19 protein-coding genes are annotated in these 18,662 nt (G+C 55.4%); 7 read left to right on the forward strand and 12 right to left on the reverse strand.

The features are described from left to right. Positions 1 to 209: 209 nt before the first annotated feature. From JQC75_RS00495 to JQC75_RS00505, 3 genes are all read left to right on the forward strand, one after another. Positions 210 to 1,277 carry a hypothetical protein gene (locus JQC75_RS00495; protein WP_203325619.1) on the forward strand — a complete coding sequence of 356 codons (1,068 nt, stop codon included), beginning with the start codon at positions 210 to 212 and terminating at the stop codon, positions 1,275 to 1,277. After that, positions 1,274 to 2,386: a glycosyltransferase gene (locus JQC75_RS00500; protein WP_203325620.1), complete on the forward strand. Its 1,113-nt coding sequence runs from the start codon at positions 1,274 to 1,276 to the stop codon at positions 2,384 to 2,386. Before JQC75_RS00495 ends, JQC75_RS00500 begins: the two co-directional genes overlap by 4 nt. Before the next feature lie 69 nt (positions 2,387 to 2,455). Further along, a complete protein-coding gene (locus JQC75_RS00505; RefSeq protein WP_203325621.1) occupies positions 2,456 to 3,211 on the forward strand; it encodes a glycosyltransferase family 2 protein in 756 nt (251 codons plus the stop codon). On the opposite strand, the gene JQC75_RS00510 is transcribed toward JQC75_RS00505, so the two are convergent. The 3 genes from JQC75_RS00510 to JQC75_RS00520 form a co-directional block, all read right to left on the reverse strand. Beyond that, positions 3,176 to 4,030 carry a glycosyltransferase family 2 protein gene (locus JQC75_RS00510; protein WP_239002056.1) on the reverse strand — a complete coding sequence of 285 codons (855 nt, stop codon included), beginning with the start codon at positions 4,028 to 4,030 and terminating at the stop codon, positions 3,176 to 3,178. The two genes, JQC75_RS00505 and JQC75_RS00510, sit on opposite strands and share 36 nt — an antisense overlap. Positions 4,031 to 4,217: 187 nt before the next feature. Then, entirely contained in the window at positions 4,218 to 5,240 is a 1,023-nt protein-coding gene (locus JQC75_RS00515; RefSeq protein WP_203325622.1) for a glycosyltransferase, read from the reverse strand. Next, complete coding sequence (locus tag JQC75_RS00520) at positions 5,240 to 5,995, reverse strand: glycosyltransferase family 2 protein (RefSeq protein ID WP_203325623.1); 756 nt, start codon at positions 5,993 to 5,995, stop codon at positions 5,240 to 5,242. Before JQC75_RS00520 ends, JQC75_RS00515 begins: the two co-directional genes overlap by 1 nt. Positions 5,996 to 6,173: 178 nt before the next feature. Here JQC75_RS00520 and JQC75_RS00525 point away from each other — a divergent pair, with 178 nt between their 5' ends. The 3 genes from JQC75_RS00525 to JQC75_RS00535 are packed head-to-tail and all read left to right on the forward strand — an operon-like array spanning position 6,174 to position 8,930. Further along, entirely contained in the window at positions 6,174 to 6,938 is a 765-nt protein-coding gene (locus JQC75_RS00525; protein WP_203325624.1) for a glycosyltransferase family 25 protein, read from the forward strand. Positions 6,939 to 6,940: 2 nt separating this feature from the next. Continuing rightward, positions 6,941 to 7,426 (forward strand): pantetheine-phosphate adenylyltransferase, encoded by a 486-nt coding sequence (coaD, locus tag JQC75_RS00530; RefSeq protein ID WP_203325625.1) that lies wholly within the window; start codon positions 6,941 to 6,943, stop codon positions 7,424 to 7,426. Between the two features lie 19 nt (positions 7,427 to 7,445). Beyond that, positions 7,446 to 8,930, forward strand: a complete 1,485-nt coding sequence (locus JQC75_RS00535; RefSeq protein ID WP_203325626.1) for a capsule assembly Wzi family protein — start codon at positions 7,446 to 7,448, stop codon at positions 8,928 to 8,930. A gap of 71 nt (positions 8,931 to 9,001) precedes the next feature. Here JQC75_RS00535 and JQC75_RS00540 read toward each other — a convergent pair whose 3' ends face one another. From JQC75_RS00540 to JQC75_RS00580, 9 genes are all read right to left on the reverse strand, one after another. Beyond that, positions 9,002 to 9,892 carry a DMT family transporter gene (locus tag JQC75_RS00540; RefSeq protein WP_203325627.1) on the reverse strand — a complete coding sequence of 297 codons (891 nt, stop codon included), beginning with the start codon at positions 9,890 to 9,892 and terminating at the stop codon, positions 9,002 to 9,004. A gap of 165 nt (positions 9,893 to 10,057) precedes the next feature. Continuing rightward, the gene (gene mutM, locus JQC75_RS00545; protein WP_203325628.1) at positions 10,058 to 10,873 is read right to left on the reverse strand and encodes a bifunctional DNA-formamidopyrimidine glycosylase/DNA-(apurinic or apyrimidinic site) lyase; all 816 of its coding nucleotides are present in this window, start codon (positions 10,871 to 10,873) and stop codon (positions 10,058 to 10,060) included. A gap of 19 nt (positions 10,874 to 10,892) precedes the next feature. Continuing rightward, positions 10,893 to 11,351: a hypothetical protein gene (locus JQC75_RS00550; protein ID WP_203325629.1), complete on the reverse strand. Its 459-nt coding sequence runs from the start codon at positions 11,349 to 11,351 to the stop codon at positions 10,893 to 10,895. A gap of 61 nt (positions 11,352 to 11,412) precedes the next feature. Then, positions 11,413 to 12,396, reverse strand: coding sequence for a GTP 3',8-cyclase MoaA (gene moaA, locus JQC75_RS00555; protein WP_203325630.1), 984 nt, complete (start codon positions 12,394 to 12,396; stop codon positions 11,413 to 11,415). A gap of 9 nt (positions 12,397 to 12,405) precedes the next feature. Then, entirely contained in the window at positions 12,406 to 14,205 is a 1,800-nt protein-coding gene (locus JQC75_RS00560) for a bifunctional molybdopterin-guanine dinucleotide biosynthesis adaptor protein MobB/molybdopterin molybdotransferase MoeA (RefSeq protein WP_203325631.1), read from the reverse strand. Positions 14,206 to 14,220: 15 nt separating this feature from the next. After that, on the reverse strand, positions 14,221 to 14,811 hold the full coding sequence (gene mobA / locus JQC75_RS00565; RefSeq protein WP_203325632.1) for a molybdenum cofactor guanylyltransferase MobA: 591 nt from the start codon (positions 14,809 to 14,811) through the stop codon (positions 14,221 to 14,223). Next, a complete protein-coding gene (locus JQC75_RS00570; RefSeq protein ID WP_203325633.1) occupies positions 14,795 to 15,487 on the reverse strand; it encodes an energy-coupling factor ABC transporter ATP-binding protein in 693 nt (230 codons plus the stop codon). Before JQC75_RS00570 ends, mobA begins: the two co-directional genes overlap by 17 nt. Beyond that, the gene (locus JQC75_RS00575) at positions 15,487 to 16,194 is read right to left on the reverse strand and encodes an ABC transporter permease (protein ID WP_203325634.1); all 708 of its coding nucleotides are present in this window, start codon (positions 16,192 to 16,194) and stop codon (positions 15,487 to 15,489) included. The genes JQC75_RS00570 and JQC75_RS00575 overlap by 1 nt, the downstream gene beginning before the upstream one ends. Then, on the reverse strand, positions 16,191 to 17,003 hold the full coding sequence (locus JQC75_RS00580; RefSeq protein WP_203325635.1) for an ABC transporter substrate-binding protein: 813 nt from the start codon (positions 17,001 to 17,003) through the stop codon (positions 16,191 to 16,193). Before JQC75_RS00580 ends, JQC75_RS00575 begins: the two co-directional genes overlap by 4 nt. 275 nt (positions 17,004 to 17,278) lie before the next feature. On the opposite strand from JQC75_RS00580, the gene JQC75_RS00585 reads away from it, so the two are divergent. Further along, the gene (locus tag JQC75_RS00585; RefSeq protein WP_203325636.1) at positions 17,279 to 18,661 is read left to right on the forward strand and encodes a sigma-54-dependent transcriptional regulator; all 1,383 of its coding nucleotides are present in this window, start codon (positions 17,279 to 17,281) and stop codon (positions 18,659 to 18,661) included. Position 18,662 lies beyond the last annotated feature (1 nt).

Here is an 18,662-nt window from a genome sequence, read left to right on the forward strand (position 1 = left end):
TCGTAATAGACAGGTTGCATCAGACCTGTCGAAATAGGCCGGCCGCAACAGCCTGGCGCAATAGCCAGGTCAGATCATTTGAAAGCAAGGCTTTTTAAGCCACCGAATCGCGGCGCGTTTATGGCCAAAGCTTTTCGGGGCTGGCACAGACAATTCAATAATCAGGCAGGCAAGATAGCCTGCACCAAGTAAAGGGAACCAGGCTACCAGTGGAAGGGAAGCAACCTAAGTTTCTGTTTTTACCCGTTTCTGATGCTACCGGCATCGGCGAGTATATGCGCTCGGTGATCATCGCCGACGAAATAGTGCGCCTGTATCCAGAAGCGAGAATCCATTTTTTGCTGAGTTGTGAGGCGCCTTACGCCAGCAGTTGCCCCTATCCTGCAACCTTACTTGACGACAGCCCGACCCTGGCGGTCGGCGCCGTGTGTGACTTTATCAGCGACTTCAGCCCGGACGTGGTGCTGTTTGATGCCTCCGGCCGCCGCTCGCAGCTTGCCCACGCCAAACGCTGCGGCGCGCGGGTGATTTTTATCAGCCAGCATGCTCGTAAACGCCGCCGTGGCATGAAGCTTTCCCGCGCGCGCCTCACCGATGTGCATTGGGTGGCGCAGCCTGAATTTGCCATTGCGCCGGTATCAGGGTTTTCCCGCAATAAACTCAAGTTGTTTCGCCTGCCGCAGCCGGTGGCAACCGGCCCTTTTTTCAGCCGTCCGACCGCGTCGCATCAGCTGGCGCTGCTTGAGCAATTTGAGCTTGAGCGTGACAACTATTGGCTGGTCAATGCCGGCTCCGGCGCCCATCAGTTGCAAGGGCAGCCAGCCGTGCTTAAGTTTGCCGAGGCGGCCTCTGCCAGTTTTGCCAGCAGTCAGGTTCCGGCGCTGGTGGTGCTCGGCCCCGGCTTTAAAGGCGAGACGCCGAGCCTGCCTGGGGTAACTTTTGTGCCGTCACTTGGTAATCGCGATTTTATTAACCTGCTAGAGGCGGCCCGCGGCGCCTTGCTCTCGGGCGGCGATGGTTTGTTGCAGGCCATTGCCCTGAAAAAACCTTGCCTTGCGGTAGCCGTCGCCAAAGATCAGCCGCTGCGGATAGCCGCCTGTATGCGCATGGGCCTTGTTGTTGGTGGTGAGGCCGATGCCATTAGTGAGGGAATGGTAGTGCTTAATGCAAAATTGCCTGAGCTTAAAGTTGCGCTGTCGCAGCATAGCTGCGGCAATGGTCTGGACTGGGTCGGCGCTGAATTGTCCCGGCTGCTTGATTGGAAACATGCAGGATGAAGAAGCGCGTCGCGATAGTGATAGATAGCCTGGCTGGCGGCGGCGCCGAGCGGGTGATGCTGACGCTGGCAAGCTCATTCCTTGAGGCCGGCCATTCGGTCGACATGATTACGCTCGAAGATGACAGGGAGCACAGCCTACCGCCGGGGCTTAGGGTGCATTGCTGCTTTGGCGCCAAATCCGGTGCCATTACAGGATTTTGGCGGGCGGCGCAGTCTGCAGCCAAGCTTGGGCGCTTTATCGGCGCCATTGAGGCGGCCCATGGCCCGTTTGACCTTATCCTCTCTAATCTTGATAAAGCCAACCTCTTGATGGCGCGGCTTAAGCTGCCACACCTCTTTTTTGTGGTGCATAACTCAGTAGAAGAGGAGCTTAAGCGTCAGCGTAAGCTTGGGCCTTTGGCGTATTTTTCCATGCTAAGAGCAAAGCTGGCGCTTACAGGTAAGCGTCTGGTGGCGGTGTCGCGCGGCATTGCCGATGAAATCCTGCAGACCGGGCGCATCCACCCCCTCAGTATTGAGGTGATTTACAATCCATTCGATTTTCCCGCGTTGGCGGAAAAAGCTTCCGAGCCGCAGGACTTGCCCAAGGGCGATTATCTGGTGCACGTTGGGCGGATGGCCAAACAGAAGCGACATGATGTGCTGTTTCAGGCGCTGGCACAAAGCCGCCATGGTTTGCCGCTGGTGCTTTTGTGCCAGAATGTAAAAAAAGCCCGTAAGCTTGCCAAAAAATATGGGGTCGAGGACAGGCTTATTTTGCCGGGGTTTCAAACCAATCCTTACCCCTGGATTAAAGAGGCTAAATTACTGGTACTGAGTTCAGATTACGAAGGCCTGCCGACTGTGCTGATTGAGGCGCTGGCGTTAGGCACGTCCGTGGTCAGTACCGATTGCCCCCATGGCCCGAATGAAATTTTAACCGGCGAGCTTAAGCGCTTTTTGGTGCCAAGGCGCGACAGCGCGGCGCTGGCGGCTGCGATGGATGATGCTGTTAACCATGCCGCGGCATCTGATGCGCTGCGCCCCGCATTGCCAGAATCGCTCAGGCGCGAGCTTGAGGCAACGCAGGTGATGGCGCGCTATCTGGCGCTGTGCGATAAAAGTTGATAACTTGCTCGCGCATAACAGTCAGCTTATGTGCTCAGCATAAAGACGGATTTCAATCCAAGGATTTTTATGACCCAACGTGACGTCGCTCTGGTGATTACCAGCTGCAACAGATTCGATTTGCTTGAAGATACCCTGCGAAGCTTTTTTGCCTTCAACACCTATCCCATCAAGCAGCACATCATAGTGGAAGACAGCCACAACATCGCCAAGTTGCGCGCGACCCTGGCCAAGTTCCCCGGGGTGGATTTCACTGTGCTGCACAACGACCCGCAGCTTGGGCAGATGAAAAGCATCGACCGGGCCTACGCCGAGGTGCGCTGCGATTACATTTTTCATTGTGAGGATGACTGGGAGTTTTATCGCAAGGGCTTTATCGAGGATTCGTTCAAGGTGCTCGACAGCGATGAAAAGATAGTGACTGTGTGGCTAAGAGAGCAGGACGACACCAACGGTCATCCGGTGGCGCCTGAGATTTATAAAACGGCGGATGCCGAAGCTTTGCCATATCAGCTGATGATCACCCATCATCGCAAGCATGAAAAAGCCGATTTATGGCACGGGTTTACCTTTAATCCCGGCCTGCGCCGCTTAAAGGATTACCAGTTGGTGGCGCCCATCAGCAGTTATTCAGGGGAGCGTACCCTGTCTGAAGCCTATTTCTCCCACGGCTTTCGCGGCGCCATTTTCCCAAAGGGTTATGTACGCCACATAGGTGACCATCGCGGTATCCGCTATAAGCTAACAACGCCGCTGTGGGTTAAAGATTTGTCGGTATCGTTTCGCCGTTTACGCCGAAAGCTGGCAGCGCTGGTCGGCCGCTGAGGTTGGCGTCGGGCACTCATTCACGCACTCATTCAGACCCTGGTCGCAGCGCACTTTGCGCTCGGCCAGGCAGGCCTCAAACAGCAGGTTGTTTTTCTCAAGTGCCGCTTTGCAGTTCTCTTTGTGATACAGATGAAAGGCAACCCCGGCAAATTTCAGTACTTTGCGTTTAAGCCCCAGATGTAACAGCCGGGCGGCAAATTCTTTGTCTTCCGGTCCCCAACCTTCAAAACCAATATTAAAGCCGTTGATGGCCAGTGCATCGGCGCGCCAGAAGGCGAGGTTGCAGGCATGTATGCTGTCGGCCGAGCTGCATTTTGACATTGCCACTTGCCGGGAGAGCCAGGCAAAGCGCAGCGCCGTGCTGCGGCCGCGATACAGGCCTTTTGAAAAGACACTGGGCACCAATCCTGTTTTAATGACTTTGTCACTGAGCGCTGCAGTCATGCGGGCGCGTTTGCCGCTGACAAAGTGCCCGCGTGCCGCGGCCTTCAGGTGATCGGCGATAAAGTGGCGCTGCAGCACCAGATCGCCATCAATCAGCACTATGTAATCACCCCTGGCTTTGGCGATGGCCTTGTTGCGGCTCATGGCAACCCTGAAGCCCTTATCCTCTTGCCAGCTGTGAATCAGCGGCACCGGAAACCGCGCCTGAAAATCTGCAATCAGCGCCGCGGTGGCCTCGGTTGAACCGTCATCTGCGATGATCACTTCATCGGGCAGATGCGATTGGCGCAGCACAGATTCGAGCACGCACTTGAGCGCCTCGGGCCAGTTGTAGGTGGTAACAATCAAAGAGACAGACAGAGCTTCGGACATAGTCGCAAACAGAAAACGAATATTCCGGACATTATATTGTTTTAAGCGTATGCGGCGTAATGAAAATATGTTAATTAACCATTTCGTTGTATTGGTTAACTTTATATTTACACTTTGTCATGGTTTGCACGAGAGCCGCTAACCAAGCGGCAGCAAAGTCGCGCAGAAATGTTGGGCAGCAAGCCTTTCAGAGCGTGGCCACAAAGGCTTCGAAGGCGTCGGTCACTGCCGCTGTGGAGTAATGCTCTGGCAGCGGTTTGGTAAAAGACTGAGGGTTTGCCAAAGCGTGCGCGATAATGTCGCCTAACTGCGATTCATCGTTTACCAGCCCGGGAAACTCTTTGCCAAGCACTTCGCACGCCCCCAGGGTTGCCGTGCTGACCATGGGCACATTCAGCGCCATGGCTTCGAGCAGCACATAGCCCATGGTTTCTGTATCAGAACAGAGCACCAGACAGGATGCCTGCTTAAGCAGCGGGAAAGGGTTATAAAGATTGCCGGTAAATATCAGGTTATCCACCACCCCAAGCTCGGTAGCAAGCGCCTGCAAACCGGGAATGCGGGGCTTGGATTCGTCCTGCTCTTTACCGACAAACACCAATTTATGGCCATGCAGTGCCGGGGTTTGTGCATAGGCACGAATGAGCCTGTCCTGCCTTTTCTCGGCGCTGATGCGGCCGATGTGGATAAGGTAAGGCTCAGTTATGGCGTGGGTGGGCGTTTGCTGTGCCTGATGTTGCACGGCCTGCTCATCGAAAGGGTTGTTGATTACCCTGTGCTGCCGTCCGGTCCAGTGACTGAGCTCATCTGCCATAGCGCGGGACACCAGAATTTCGCGGCCGCGATAGCGCTGGCGTGCCTTAAATCGATTCAGCAGGCGCGTAAACCTGCCGCGACCCTGGCGATAGGTGGCGCAGCAGTCGCTGTGGATGATAGCGATGGCGGCATTTTTGGGGGCATGGCGATGGCCGACGTTATCAACCAGCACCAGTTGCTCATTTTCCTTTGGCTGGTATTGCCTGAGCCACTTTTTATCGATGGCACATACCGCATCAAAGCCCTGCCAGTGGCTCGCTTCTTCGCTGCTGAATGTGCCAAGACAGAGTATTTCTACCCTGTGGCCACGGCGTTGCAGCGCGTTGCCAAGCAAGGTTGTAGCCAGCTCAGCGCCGCCCGGGGCCAACTGGCGCAGTACAAAACGGTAGTGCATTAGGGTTTGTTGTTTTCGTGGAATTCGTACAACTTGGCCTCTTTCAAAAAGGCGTAATAGGCTTCCATCACCGACAGAATAAAGCCGCGTTTGCCGGAAAAGATTTTACGTTGCAGCAGGTATTCTTTTAAGAATACCAGCGGGAATACCAGCAGTAATTTGGCGAGGGAATAGCGCTTACCCTTCACAAACTTCTCGTTGGCCTTGAGTGTTGAGTAAGTGTTGTTTTTGGTGGTGATAGCTGAAATAGAATCGTAGCCGTAATGATCGAAGGCGTGATTGATGAATATTTCCTTGCCATCCACAGAGGCACTTTCGTGGGCCATACGCGAGTCGTCAAAGTGCGATTTGGACTTTTTATAAAAGCGATGATTGTTGGCTTTTTTGCTGAAGCGCGACAGGGGTTTTCCAATGAAAATATCGTTGCGCCAGAAGCGCACGCTGTCGGCCTTGTCCTGTGTCATGATGTCGCGAAATGCGGCCACCAATTCAGGGTTAATGGCTTCGTCACCATCGAGATTAAGCACCCACTCGTGCTTGCAAAGCGACATAGCGTATTGTTTTTGCTTGGCATATCCCATCCAATCGTGGTGGTGAATGCTGGCGCCATAGGCTTTGGCTATCTCGAGGGTTTTGTCGGTACTGCCTGAGTCCACCAGGATGATTTCATCCATGTCCTGCACGCTGGCCAGGGTTTTGGCCAGATGCTTTTCTTCATTCTTGGTGATGATAAAGACACTGATGGGCAGCTTCATTGAAATCTCGACTCTCCGGGTTAAGCTGCGGATTATATCATTTGTCGCGCCCTTGTCTTGTTAACTCGGTTTTATCCGTCTTTGAGACAGAATGAATTTAACACCGCTTGTGGTACTATCCGGCCAATTAGTTGGTGTACGGCGGCGATATCGCGGCTGATGAAGGGAAACAGTTCTGATGAAATTTAAGGTCCTGGTGATCAATCTGGACTCCAGTGTCGACAGATTGACTTCAATGCAACAACAGCTCGACCAGCTCGGGCTGGCCTTTGAGCGCATCAGCGCCGTGCGCGGCAGTTTGCTGAGCGCCGCCGAAAAGGCAAAGGTGTATGACCTTAAGGCCAATCAGGCCAAGTACGACAAAGTGCTCAACGATGGCGAAATCGGCTGCTATCTAAGCCATGTGCGCAGCTGGGAAAAAATCCTCGAAGACCACCTGGATTTTGCGCTGGTGCTGGAAGACGATGCGATTTTAACTCCTGAAATCACCGGGTTTATTAGCAAGCTGGCAGAGCTGTCCCAGGACTGGGATTACATCAAGCTGTCCCACGGCAGCAAGACCAAACGTATCGAGCAACAGCTTGATTTGGGTGATGGCCTGTCGCTTGGCACCTGTCTTAAGCTGCCATCCACCACCACGGGGCAGTTTGTCTCGGCCAGTGGCGCAAAAAAGCTGCTCGCGAGCGCCTATCCGATTGCCCGCCCCATCGACATGGATATTCAATACTGGTTTGAAAAAGACCTGCGCTGCCTGGTAACCCGGCCGTTTCCGGTGCTCAATGGCGACTTTGGCAGCGAAATCAACAAGACCGCCGATCGCCGCCAGGTGGAGCGCAATCGCCTCAAACGCCTGTGGCAAAAATTGACCTATGAAACAGGCCTGTGGCTCTCCCGCTCGCGGATGGGAACTTTGCCTGTTCCATTGAAGCGAGAGGAGCGCTGAGCATGCATACCCGTGCCATCTACCCGGGCACCTTTGACCCGGTCACCAACGGCCATGCCGATTTGATAGAACGTGCCGCCAACCTGTTCAGGCATGTGGTCATAGGCGTTGCCGCCAGCCCCTCGAAACAGCCGCGCTTTTCGCTGGAAAAGCGGGTGGAGCTTTTGAAAGAAGTCACCGCCCACCTGGACAATGTGGAAGTGGTGGGTTTTACGGGTCTGTTGGTGGATTTTGCCAAAGAACAGCATGCCAGTGTATTGGTGCGGGGCTTGCGCGCCGTATCCGACTTTGAGTATGAGTTTCAGCTGGCCAATATGAACCGCCGCCTCAGTCCGGAGCTCGAAAGCGTGTTTCTCACACCTGCGGAAGAAAACTCCTTTATTTCTTCGACGTTGGTGAAGGAAGTGGCCCTGCACGGCGGTGATGTCAGTCAGTTTGTTCATCCCGAGGTTGCCAAAGCGCTGCTGGCGCTGCCCCGCAAAAAGTGATTAACGAAAAGGGATTTCGATGAAGTACGTAACACTCTCAGCCCTGAGTCTGGCAATGTTTGCCACTCAGGCCCACGCGGCTCCCTGGGTCGACAGTTCAGATTTGTACCTTCGCGCCGACATTCAGGCGCTGGCGGATGCCGGCGTTATCACTATGCCGGTGAATACCTTCCCCCTGATGTGGGCGGGTATTGGCGTGGATCTGGGAAAAGCTGAACCATCCGTTATGGCGCCTGATATTGCCGCCGCCTATGCAAGGGTTAACTATTACTACCGTCAGGCGGTTGATAATCGTGGCAATACCCGAATTAAGGGGGCCATTGCCTCTGACCCAGCCCGCTTCCAGCATTTTGGCAGTGATTACCGTGAAAAGGCTGAAGTTAAAGCATCCCATGAATACATGGATAACCGCTTCGCTTTCAAAGTCTCAGCCACCGCTGCATACGATGCCCAGGATGACAAAGATTTCCGTCTGGATGACTCTTGGGGCGCGGTCGTGCTGGGGAATTGGATTATCAGCGCTGGGGCTATTGAGCAGTGGTGGGGGCCCGGGTTTGATACCGCGCTGCATAAATCCAATAACGCCCGTCCAATGCCATCTCTGATACTGAGTCGCAATAATGCGGCGGCTTTTGAAACGCCCTGGCTGTCGTGGATTGGTCCCTGGACCCTGACTACGGGCATCAGCTGGATGAATGATGACCGTGCTGTGGAAGACACCTTGCTGTGGAACTTCCGAGGCACTTTGCGCCCCATCAAGCAGGTCGAAATCGGCGCCTCCTGGACAGTGCAAATGTGTGGTGAAGGTCAGGACTGCGGTTTTGGTACCTTCTGGGACACCATCACGGGTGGTGGTGAGTGTGCCGATGGCTCCGTGGACTGCGACCCATCTTTGAATTCGCGTCTCGGTAACCAGATGGCCGGCTGGGATATCCGCTACGCCGATACCTGGTTTGAGGTGCCCGTGGGCATTTACCTTGAGCGTACCTGTGAGGATTCAAGTGGCCCCATGCCCTGGGATCTGGCAGATTGCGCCAAGCTGGCTGGGGTGGACACCCGCTTTGGCAGCAAGGATCAGCAATATAAGCTGTTCCTGGAATACACTGACACCATGGTGGCCTGTGGCACCGACAGTAACGCTTTTAACTGCTTCTATGAGCACAGTACTTATCTTTCCGGTTCGCGTTATTATCGCCGCTCGCTGGGTTCAACCTATGACAGCGACGCTAATACCTGGGTGTTGGGCCTGATAGGCCAGTTTGGCGACAGCAAGGGTATTAATGCCTATCTGCGTTATGCTCAGCTTAATAAAGACGGCAAAAACCGGGGTGGCGATTGGGTACCTCAGCCTCCCAAGGAAGATTTACTGATGCTGGAAGTATCCTACCGTCAGCCGCTGCTCAAAGGCATGGTGACTGTGGGTGGCACAGTATCGAAATCGGATTACGAGCTAGACTCAAGTAACGATGCGACCGTGTTTGGCAGTTACGAATACCGTTTTTGATTACCTCGTCCCCACGAAAGACATCAAATAGAAAAAGCCCCCGATTCGGGGCTTTTTTGTATCGGGCAGGCCTAGTGCGCCAGAATCAGCACAGTGCCCGCTACTGTCATGATGGCGCCGAGCCAGGCGCCCACAGCCGGACTTTTGCGATACACCAGCCACAGCAGCGGCAACACCAGGATAGGGCTCACGGACGACAATATGGCCACCAGACCGGCGTTACCGTGTTTGAGAGCCTGCAATATCAGGGTCATACCCAGCACCATCGACAGTGCTGCGTTGCCAATGGTGAGTGCCAGTACCTTGGGAGTTGCGGGGGTTCTGGCCCTGGCAACGGAAAAGCCCAGCAGCAACAGGGCGAAATGCAGCACAAAGGCCGTACTCATGCGCACTGCCGACGCCGCCACTGCATCTATGTCGGTTTCCATCAGGGGTTTGAGCATCAGGGTCGACACCGATTGGCACAGGGCTGACAAGAGTGCCAGTGCCATACCGCGTTTGACCTGCTGATTACCGTTTTCCCAGGCATGTTCTTCGTTTTTTCGTTTACCGAAAAATATAGCTACCATCACGCCGCTGATGAGCAGGCTACTGCCAAACAGGGTCCATCCCCACAGGGTTTCACCGAGAAACAAATAGGCCAGTACAGCCGAAAACAGGGAATGGGTGGCAAAGAGTACCCCGGCTCTTCTGGGGCCTAAGCGATTCATGGCGGCAAACAGCGCCGTATCACCAATGAAAATGCCGATAAGCCCCGAGAGTGCCAGCAAATAAAGGCTGTCCAGCGTCAGGCTGTGCCAGCTGCCAAGGAGCAGCGTCAGCAGCCAGAGCATAACGCTGGCACTGAGCATTCTGATGCGGGTGAAGGCAAAGGCGCCAAGATGTGTGGCGGCGGTGGCCGACATCAGGCTGCCAACGGCCCAGCAGGCAGCGGCGAGTAACGCGAGGTATTCAAAGCTCAAGGATCGGCCTGTGAGTGCAATGGAGATCAGGGGGCGCCATTATAGAGACTTGGCTATTAATGCTCCAGCATTCGGTAAAGGGTAATCTGCCAAAGTGCATTTATAGATGAATAAAAAGAACTCAAAAACGCAAATTGGACATGTTTTATCTGATTACGGATGAAATTATTTTGTCTGACATAGGCTGCAAAATACCGTGGTGCGCTGACCGAGGCGGATTTCACTCAGCAGGTGGCCACACTCGGTGCAGGTCTCGCCGCCGCGGCCATACACATGTAATTTCTGGGCAAAGTAACCGGGCTTGCCGTCGGCGTTGGTAAAGTCTTTGAGGGTGGTGCCCCCCTGCTTGATGGCGTGGGCAAGAATGGTCTTCACTTCGGCGGTGAGCACAGTAAGGCGCTTGGCATCCACTTTACCTGCCTCGGCCTCGGGATGAATACCGGCGGCAAACAGGGCTTCGTTGGCGTAGATATTACCCACACCCACCACTATGGCATTGTCCATCAGGCACAGCTTGATGGCTTTCTTTTTGCCTTTGAGCGCCCCTTGCAGGTAATCGGCATGGAAAGCGGCTGACAGTGGCTCCGGCCCAAGCTTTTCAAGCAGTGGGTGAGCAGCCTCCGGCAATTCGCTCCAGAGCCAGGCACCGAAGCGGCGGGGATCGTTAAAGCGCAGCACCCGGCCGTTCTGCATTACCAGGTCGATATGGTCATGCTTTTCGACCGGGGTATCCTTGGGCAGCACTCTCAGGCTGCCGGACATGCCCAGATGCACTATGGTGGTACCCGCCTGCGTATCTATCAGCAGATACTTGGCCCGGCGCCTGACACCCAAAATGGTTTGGCCAACGATGTTTTGCGCAAGCGCAGGCACCGGCCAGCGCAGGCTGGCATTGCGAACTATCAGGGCTTCAACGCGGTTGCCTTCCAGATGGGGGGCAATACCCTGACGGGTGACTTCAACTTCCGGTAATTCTGGCATGCTGCTCTCGTGCTGCGGGTTATTGGGGTTGGGTTGCCACCTGGGGTTTCAATTGAGGTTCCAGGGCTTGGCGCAGGCTGGGGGGAATAAGGTACCAGCGTCCCTGGGGGGATTGCAAAAATCCGTCATCAAACAGCAGCCAGGTTTGTGGGGAGAGGGTACCTATGAGGATGGTCAGCTCCCTCGGCCCGGTGGGCTGGCCCGGCGGCTGAGAAAGTGCTGAAACCTTGAGGCTTAACCAGGCCTTGCCCCAGTCATCACAATTGCTGACCTGACTGTCGCAGGCAAAGATGCCATTGGTACGCTCCAGTGCCACGCCGTCCAGTTGCAGGCCGGTAAGCGGCGTGGAGGCATCAAAGAGCGGCGCGGCATCTTCCGGCAGGCTGTTCATGCGCTGGTCAAGCAATGTCAGCACAGAGACCATCAGGATGCAGGCGATGATAATGATGTTGTTCCAGGTACGGCGTTTAAGTCCCATGGGAAAAAATCAAGCGAAACCCTGGCGTTGAGTGTAACACGAGATGCGTTGGGGTGAAGGGTCAGCCTCCGGTCGCATTCATGAACCTGAGGATCTGTATCTCGCCGGTCTCGAACCTGTGCTCACGGGGTTTAAGCGGCATCGCGGCGAGAATGGCCGCTTTAAGCGCCTCTGTGTCGTCGGGGTGGTTTCTCAGGACAGCCTTGAGGTCGACCGAGTGCTCGTTTCCAAGGCATAACAGCAAACGTCCCTCAACCGTCACCCTGACCCTGTTACATTCGTGGCAAAAGTTATGGCTGTGTGGGGAAATAAACCCTATGTGGATTGGGCTGTCACTCATCCGGTAATATCGTGCCGGACCGCCGGTGCGCTTGTCTGAACGTGTGAGCGGATAACGGCTTTCAATGATGGTCCGCACCGCATCGCTGGATAAGTGCCTGGATGATGCTCTCTCATCCATCACTCCTATGGGCATCTCTTCGATAAAAGCGATATCCAGCCCACGGCCGCGGCAAAACGCTACCAGATCCAGCACTTCATCGTCGTTGCGGCCCTTGAGGATGACGGCATTTATCTTGATGCGCTTGAAGCCGGCATTGATGGCGGCATCGATACCGCCAATCACCCGCTCCAGCTTGCCGTTGCGGGTCAGGGCCTCGAAGCGTTCCGGTTTTAAGGTATCCAGACTGATGTTGAGCCGCTTGAGACCGGCTGCCTTGAGGGAGGGGGCCAGTTTGGCGAGCCTCGAGCCATTGCTGGTCATCGAGAGATCGTCCAGCCCCGGCAGGCTGCCGAGCTGCCTGACCAGCTCTTCGCAGTCGGTGCGGATCAGCGGCTCACCACCGGTCAGACGAATTTTTTTCACCCCAAGCTCGGTAAAGGCGCGGCCAATCAGAGCCAGCTCCTCAAGACTCAGTACCTGCTCCTTCGGCAGAAAACAGGGGTCTTCTTCCATGCAATAGACGCAGCGAAAATCACAGCGGTCTGTTACCGATAGCCTCAGGTACTCGACCTGACGGCCAAAACTGTCGTACAGGGCCGGCATGGTCAGATCTCAGAGCAAATCGGCAAAGGGCTGGATATAGACCCTGCTGCCGACAGCCAACTGTTCGTCGGGCTCTGCGAGCACTATCAGGCAGTTACCTTTCACCATGGAGCTCAACATCCCGGAACCCTGTGCGCCTGTGGTTTTCACATGAAGCTGGCCATCATCACCCAGATAGTAAATACCCCGGAAAAACTCGGTGCGACCCGCACGGCTTCTGAGCGCCTCGTCGGTGATGGCGGGGATAAACTTGGGCTGATAGTCTTTTTCACCGGCGAGTTTACGCAGGGCCGGCTGCACGAATTGCAGGAAAGACACCATCACGGCCACGGGGTTGCCGGGCAGGCCAAAAAACAGGGCCTGGTTGATTTCACCAAAGGCCAGCGGCCTTCCCGGGCGCATGTTGATGCGCCAAAAGCCAATTTGTCCAAGCTTCGCCAGCGCCGTCTTGATGTAGTCGGCATCGCCCACCGACACGCCGCCAGAGCTTATCACCACATCTGCACAGCTTGCGCCCTGCTCGAGGGCCGCCATCAGGCTGGCTTCTGAGTCTTCGATAATACCAAGGTCAATCACCTCACAGCCCAGACGTTTGGCCATGTTTTTGATGGTGAAGCGATTAGAGTCGTAGATACAACTTGGCGCGAGGGGTTCTCCCGGGGCACTGACTTCATCGCCGGTGGAAAATACAGCCACCCTTGGACGACGTTTTACCTGCACCTTATCAAAACCCAGCGACGCCAACAGGCCGGTGGCGGCGGCATCGATGCGCTCGCCTGCGCCAAGTGCCACTGCACCTTTGGCAATGTCTTCTCCGGCGAGGCGCACATGCTGACCGACGTCCAGCTTGCCCTGCAGCGACACAGTATCGCCTCTGTCATCGGCAAGCTCCCGCGGCTGCACCGTATCGGCACCCTCGGGCAGTGGCGCGCCTGTCATAATACGTACCGCCTCACCGGGCTGGACGACGCCTGCAAAACCGTGTCCGGCAAAGGAGGCGCCAACAATATTGAGCGCGTCCGGCATGGGGTCGGCAAAGCGGAAAGCAAATCCATCCATGGCCGAATTGGTTTGCTGGGGCACGTCCACCGGCGAGATGGCGTCGCTGGCCAGTACCCTGCCATCAAGCTCATCCAGCGGCGCCAGTTCGGTTTCACTGACCGGGGTGACTTTGGCGAGAATGGCGTCCATACCCTGACGGACCGACAGGGTTTTGCTCATATCTGCTTCGCAGCCGCAAGCAGGGGCCAGGGGTAATGACGGCGTGGCCGGGCACCAATCGGCAATATATCGCTGCACAAAATCAGCGATTTCGGCCACATTGTTGATATCGAGTCTTGGCAGGTCGGACGGCAACTGGGTGTCACCACAGCAGGCCACGGCAAGAATATCCGGGTCCTGGGTATGGATAAAAGGCTTGCCGTGGGCGGCCCGGTGCAGCTCTATCTTGGGCAGCGACAGCTTTTTAAAGCCCTCTACCAGCACTATATCTACCTTGTCTGCTTCGATTTGATTCAGCAGATGGGGCAGCTCGGGGTCTGAGTCTCTGGCATCTTCTGTCATCAGTGCCCAACGCACATGGGAGGCAACCAACATCTGTCGTGCACCGGCCTTGCGCAGCTCGTAGCTGTCTTTGCCGGGAATATCCACATCAAAGTCGTGGTGGGCATGCTTAACGACAGCCAGCTTTAAGCCGCGGCGATTGAGCTCGGGGATGAGCTTCAACAGGAGTGTGGTTTTACCTGTGCCACTGTAGGCACAAAATCCCAGTACAGGCACGGGAAGGGGATTGCGAAAGGCTGTCGTCATGCTCACCTCAAAAAATCACTGTGTCAGCGCCTTGGATAGTTGTTCTATTTGCTCTGGCGTGTTGACGTTTACAAAGGCATTGGGCTGGTCGGCAAAGGGCACCACGGCCACCTTGTGTTTGGCGTACCAAAAATCAATTTTGCGCTCACCGGCCGCTAAAAAAGCCTTCATGGAATCGCGCAGTGATGGCTTGAGCAGCATCACCACGGGTTGTTCATACTCGCCATCGCTGGCCACGGCGAGTTCCGCCGCTTCGGCCTCCAGCGCGGCGGCCATCCTTGCCACCAGGTCTGCGGGCAGGCAAGGGCAGTCACAGGGGACGACCAGCAGCAGATCGGCCTCGGTTTTCCCCATGGCGGTTACCATGCCGGCGAGGGGCCCCAAAAAGCCGCTGTCTTCATCACCAAATACGCAGTCGGCAAACTCAGCATACAGGTTTTGATTGCGGTTGGCGTTGATCAGGATCTCCTTAACCTGAGGCTGAATGCGTGAAATGGCATGTTCAATCATGGGTTTGCCAAGGAGCTCTACCAGCCCCTTGTCCTGGCCGCCCATGCGACGGGCCTGGCCGCCGGCGAGGATAACGGCATCAATGCGCAAGGACATATTCGCTTTCCTGTGGTTGTGGAGGTTTGACTTCGAGGCGGCCGGTGAGGATATGGCCGTCCTGGATCAGCCAGTGGTGTTGGCACAGTGCCGTTAAGCGGCCGTGCTGGTGGCTGGCTATCAGCAGGCCCGTGCCGTCTGCCTTGAGCTGCTGTGTCATGGCGAGCACCAGCTCGCGGGAGTCCTTGTCCATATTTGACACGGGTTCATCGAGCATCAGCAGTCTGGGTCTGAGTAGCCAGGCGCGGGCAATGGCGAGGCGCTGGCGCTCGCCGCCGGACAAGTGGCTCGCCTGACTTTGTTTAAGGTGCCCCAGCTGGGCCATGGCCAGCGCCTTTTCGATACGGGAGTCTTCCTGGCATCCCAATTTAAGGGCAAGGTGCAGGTTTTCCAGCACTGTGCCTTCAAACAGGTAAGGATGCTGGTGCAGGTATACGGCGCAGCCATGGAGCTTACTCTTTTGCCACAGGCCGCGGGATGGAAATCCTTCTGCGGTTATTGTGCCCTGGGAGGGAGTCAGCAAACCGGCGAGGATTTTCATCAGTGTGGTTTTGCCGCTGCCGTTGTCACCCATCAGGTAAATACAGTCACCCTCGGCGAAGGTTAAATTGGCCGAATGGAACAGTCTTCTTTTGCCGAAGGCAATGCCCACATCATGGGCAAGTATCCTCGCCATCAGTGACTCCTTACCTGATTCTTACCCCTGAGATTCCCCAGGGCAAAGTTCATAATAATCGCCAGAAACAGCAGCACCAGTCCCAGAGCTATTGCCTGAGCAAAGTCCCCCTTGCTGGTTTCCAGTGCAATGGCGGTGGGAATATTGCGGGTGACGTATTCGATATTGCCGCCGACCATCATGGAGCAACCCACCTCAGTCACAATGCGGGAAAATGCGGCGATAACGGCCAGCAGCAAGGGGCCGCGCAGCTCGCCGCTGACCATGAGTATGGCCCTGGGCAGTGAGGCACCCAAAGTAAGGGCGGTTTCCCATGCGCGCCTGTCTGCGCTGGTAAAGGCAGCCTGGCTCATGGCTATCAGCACTGGGGCGCAAATCAGCATTTGCCCTAGGATCATCCCCTGCTGGGTAAAGAGCCAGCGCAGGTCGCCCAAAGGCCCCATGCGGGTCAGCAGCAAATACACCAACAAACCAATCACCACCGTGGGGATGGATTGCAGTGTTTGCACCAGATTAAGGACAAAGTGACGGCCGGGAAACTGCTTGAAGGCCAGCACAAAGCCCAGCAGCATCGAAGGGAGCAGGGTGATCAGCAAGGCCGCAAGGGAAACGCCAAAAGACACCCAGATAATCGACCAAAGGTCTTTATCGAGGGAAAATAGCAGGCCCAGGGCCTGCTGTATCAGTTCAAACCAACTTTGACTCATTGACGATAAGTGGCCTTGAAGAGCTGCTCTCCCTGTACCTTAAATTCACTGATCATCTTCTGTCCTTCGGCGCTGATCAGCCAGTCACTCAGTGCCTTGGCACCCTTGTGGTTCAGATTGGGGTGCTTGGCAGCATTAATCAGGATGACCTGATAGGGGTTGGCCAGGGTGGCGCCGCCTTCAAAATCGATATCCAGATCCAGCTTGCCCTTGTAAGCGATATACGTGCCACGATCGGTCAGGGTGTAGCCCTGCAGCTCGTTGGTCATCAGCAGGGTTTTGCCCATGCCCTGGCCCACGGAAGTGTAGCCCTTGAACTCAGGCTTCACATTGGCGGCTTGCCAAATCTTCAGTTCTTTCTTGTGGGTGCCCGAGTCATCGCCACGGGAAATAAAAGGTACGCCGGCAGCGGCAATTTTACCGAAGGCCTCTTCGGCGCTGGTGCTGCCTTTAATATTGGCGGGGTCATTCTTGGGTCCCAGGATGACGAAGTCGTTTTCCATGATGCCACGGGGTTCGCTTCCAAACCCTTCTTCAACAAACTTGGCTTCGGCAGCGGGGGCATGGGTCATCACCAGGTCAACGTCACCCTGACGGCCCAGCGCCAGCGCTTTACCTGTACCCGTGGCGATAACCTGTACCTTGTAGCCACTGTGGGCTTCAAAGGTGGGCAGCAGTTCTTTCAGCAGGCCTGAGTTTTCTGTGCTGGTGGTGGTGGCCAGCTTTATCACTTCTTCGGCCTGTACAGGGGCGATACTCAACAGGGTGGCCGTAAGGGCTGCGCCCAAAATATGTTTGGTGTAGAACATGCTTTCTCCTTGGCTTTACTTCGTCGCCTTCAAATCGGGCCCGACAGACATTGCGGGCAAATAGCGCCATACCATTAGCAATTTGAGTGCCAAAGAATATATAGGGATTTGCTTCACATTCCTGTCGGCAAATTGTGAAGCAGCTCCCAAGTGCGACAAAAACCTTCAGACAAATTGTCCCAACGCTCACTTTAGCTGGTCCATAGTGACCTATCGACCATTTTCCGGTGATAGAATGACCGCATTATGCGTCAAAATGTCCAGAAGAAGACAAGATGAACCAGAACGAAGCCATTGCTAAACCTCTGCCTACTGCTGTGTCTGTGCTGATTGTTGATGATGAGCCGGGCATGCGTTCCTTTTTAAATAAGGCGTTGTCGAAAAAGTTTGCCCTGGTGGAAACCGCCGGCAGCGTGGAGGAAGCTGAGCAACTAAGAAGCCGTTGTCACTTCGATTTGATCATTGTCGACATTCGTTTGCCGGGGCGGTCCGGCATCGAATGGCATGAGGCCCTCTCTGATGAAGACAGGCGCTCGGACATTATTTTCATGACCGGTTATGCCGACATGGAAGTGGCCATTCAGGCGCTGCGGGCCGGAGCTTCCGATTTCATCATGAAGCCTTTCCATCTGGAACAAATGCTTAAAGCGGTGGACAGGGCTATAGAGCGCAGGCTGCTCAAGCGTGAAAACCTGATGCTGCGCCGGGAAGTGTCTATCGGTTATTCCTCCAGCATCATAGGCAACAGCGCCGCCATGCAGGAAGTGAAAAACATCATCGCCCGGGTGGCGCCCACCAACGCCGTTGTGCTCATTGAAGGTGAGTCGGGCACAGGCAAAGAGCTGGTGGCCAGACAACTGCATCAACTCTCTGGCCGTCAGGGACCCTTCGTACCCGTTAACTGCGGTGCCATAGCGCCTGAACTGCTGGAAAGCGAACTCTTTGGTCATGCGGCAGGCTCTTTTACCGGTGCCAAGGGAGCCCGCGAGGGACTGTTCAGTTTTGCCTCGGGCGGCACCATCTTCCTCGATGAAATCGGCGAAATGCCACTCAAGATGCAAACCGCGCTGCTGAGGGTGCTGGAGCAAAAAGCCATACGCCCGGTGGGCAGCGAAAAAGAGGTCAGTATCGATGTGCGGGTGGTGGCGGCCACCAACCGCAAGCTGGCTGATGAAGTGGAGGCCGGGCATTTCCGCCGCGATCTCTTCTATCGTCTGAACGTGCTGGAAATTCAAATACCTCCCCTCAGAGACCGGCCCGAAGACGTGGTCGAATTGACCCATCACTTTACCCGGGTGCTGGGTGCCGAACTTGGGGTGCGTGAGTTGGTGTGGAGCCATGAGGATTTAAGCCGCCTGCAACAACACGACTGGCCGGGCAACATCCGCGAGCTGCGCAACCTGATTGAGCGCAGTATTCTCTTGGGTAAACCTCCGGCAGAATACTGGAAGACCACCATCAAGGAAGTTGAACCCGGCCAGTTTGGATTCCCGCTCGAATGGCCGCTCAAGGACGTGGAGAAACACCACGTACTGGCGGTGGTTGAGGCACATGGTGGCAATAAATCTGCGGCTGCCAGGGACTTGGGCGTTTCCCGCAAGACATTGGACCGAAAATTCAAAGAGTGGTTTGGCACAGACAGTGACGAGGAAGAATAAC

The organism is Shewanella litorisediminis (assembly GCF_016834455.1).
Taxonomy (GTDB): domain Bacteria; phylum Pseudomonadota; class Gammaproteobacteria; order Enterobacterales; family Shewanellaceae; genus Shewanella; species Shewanella litorisediminis.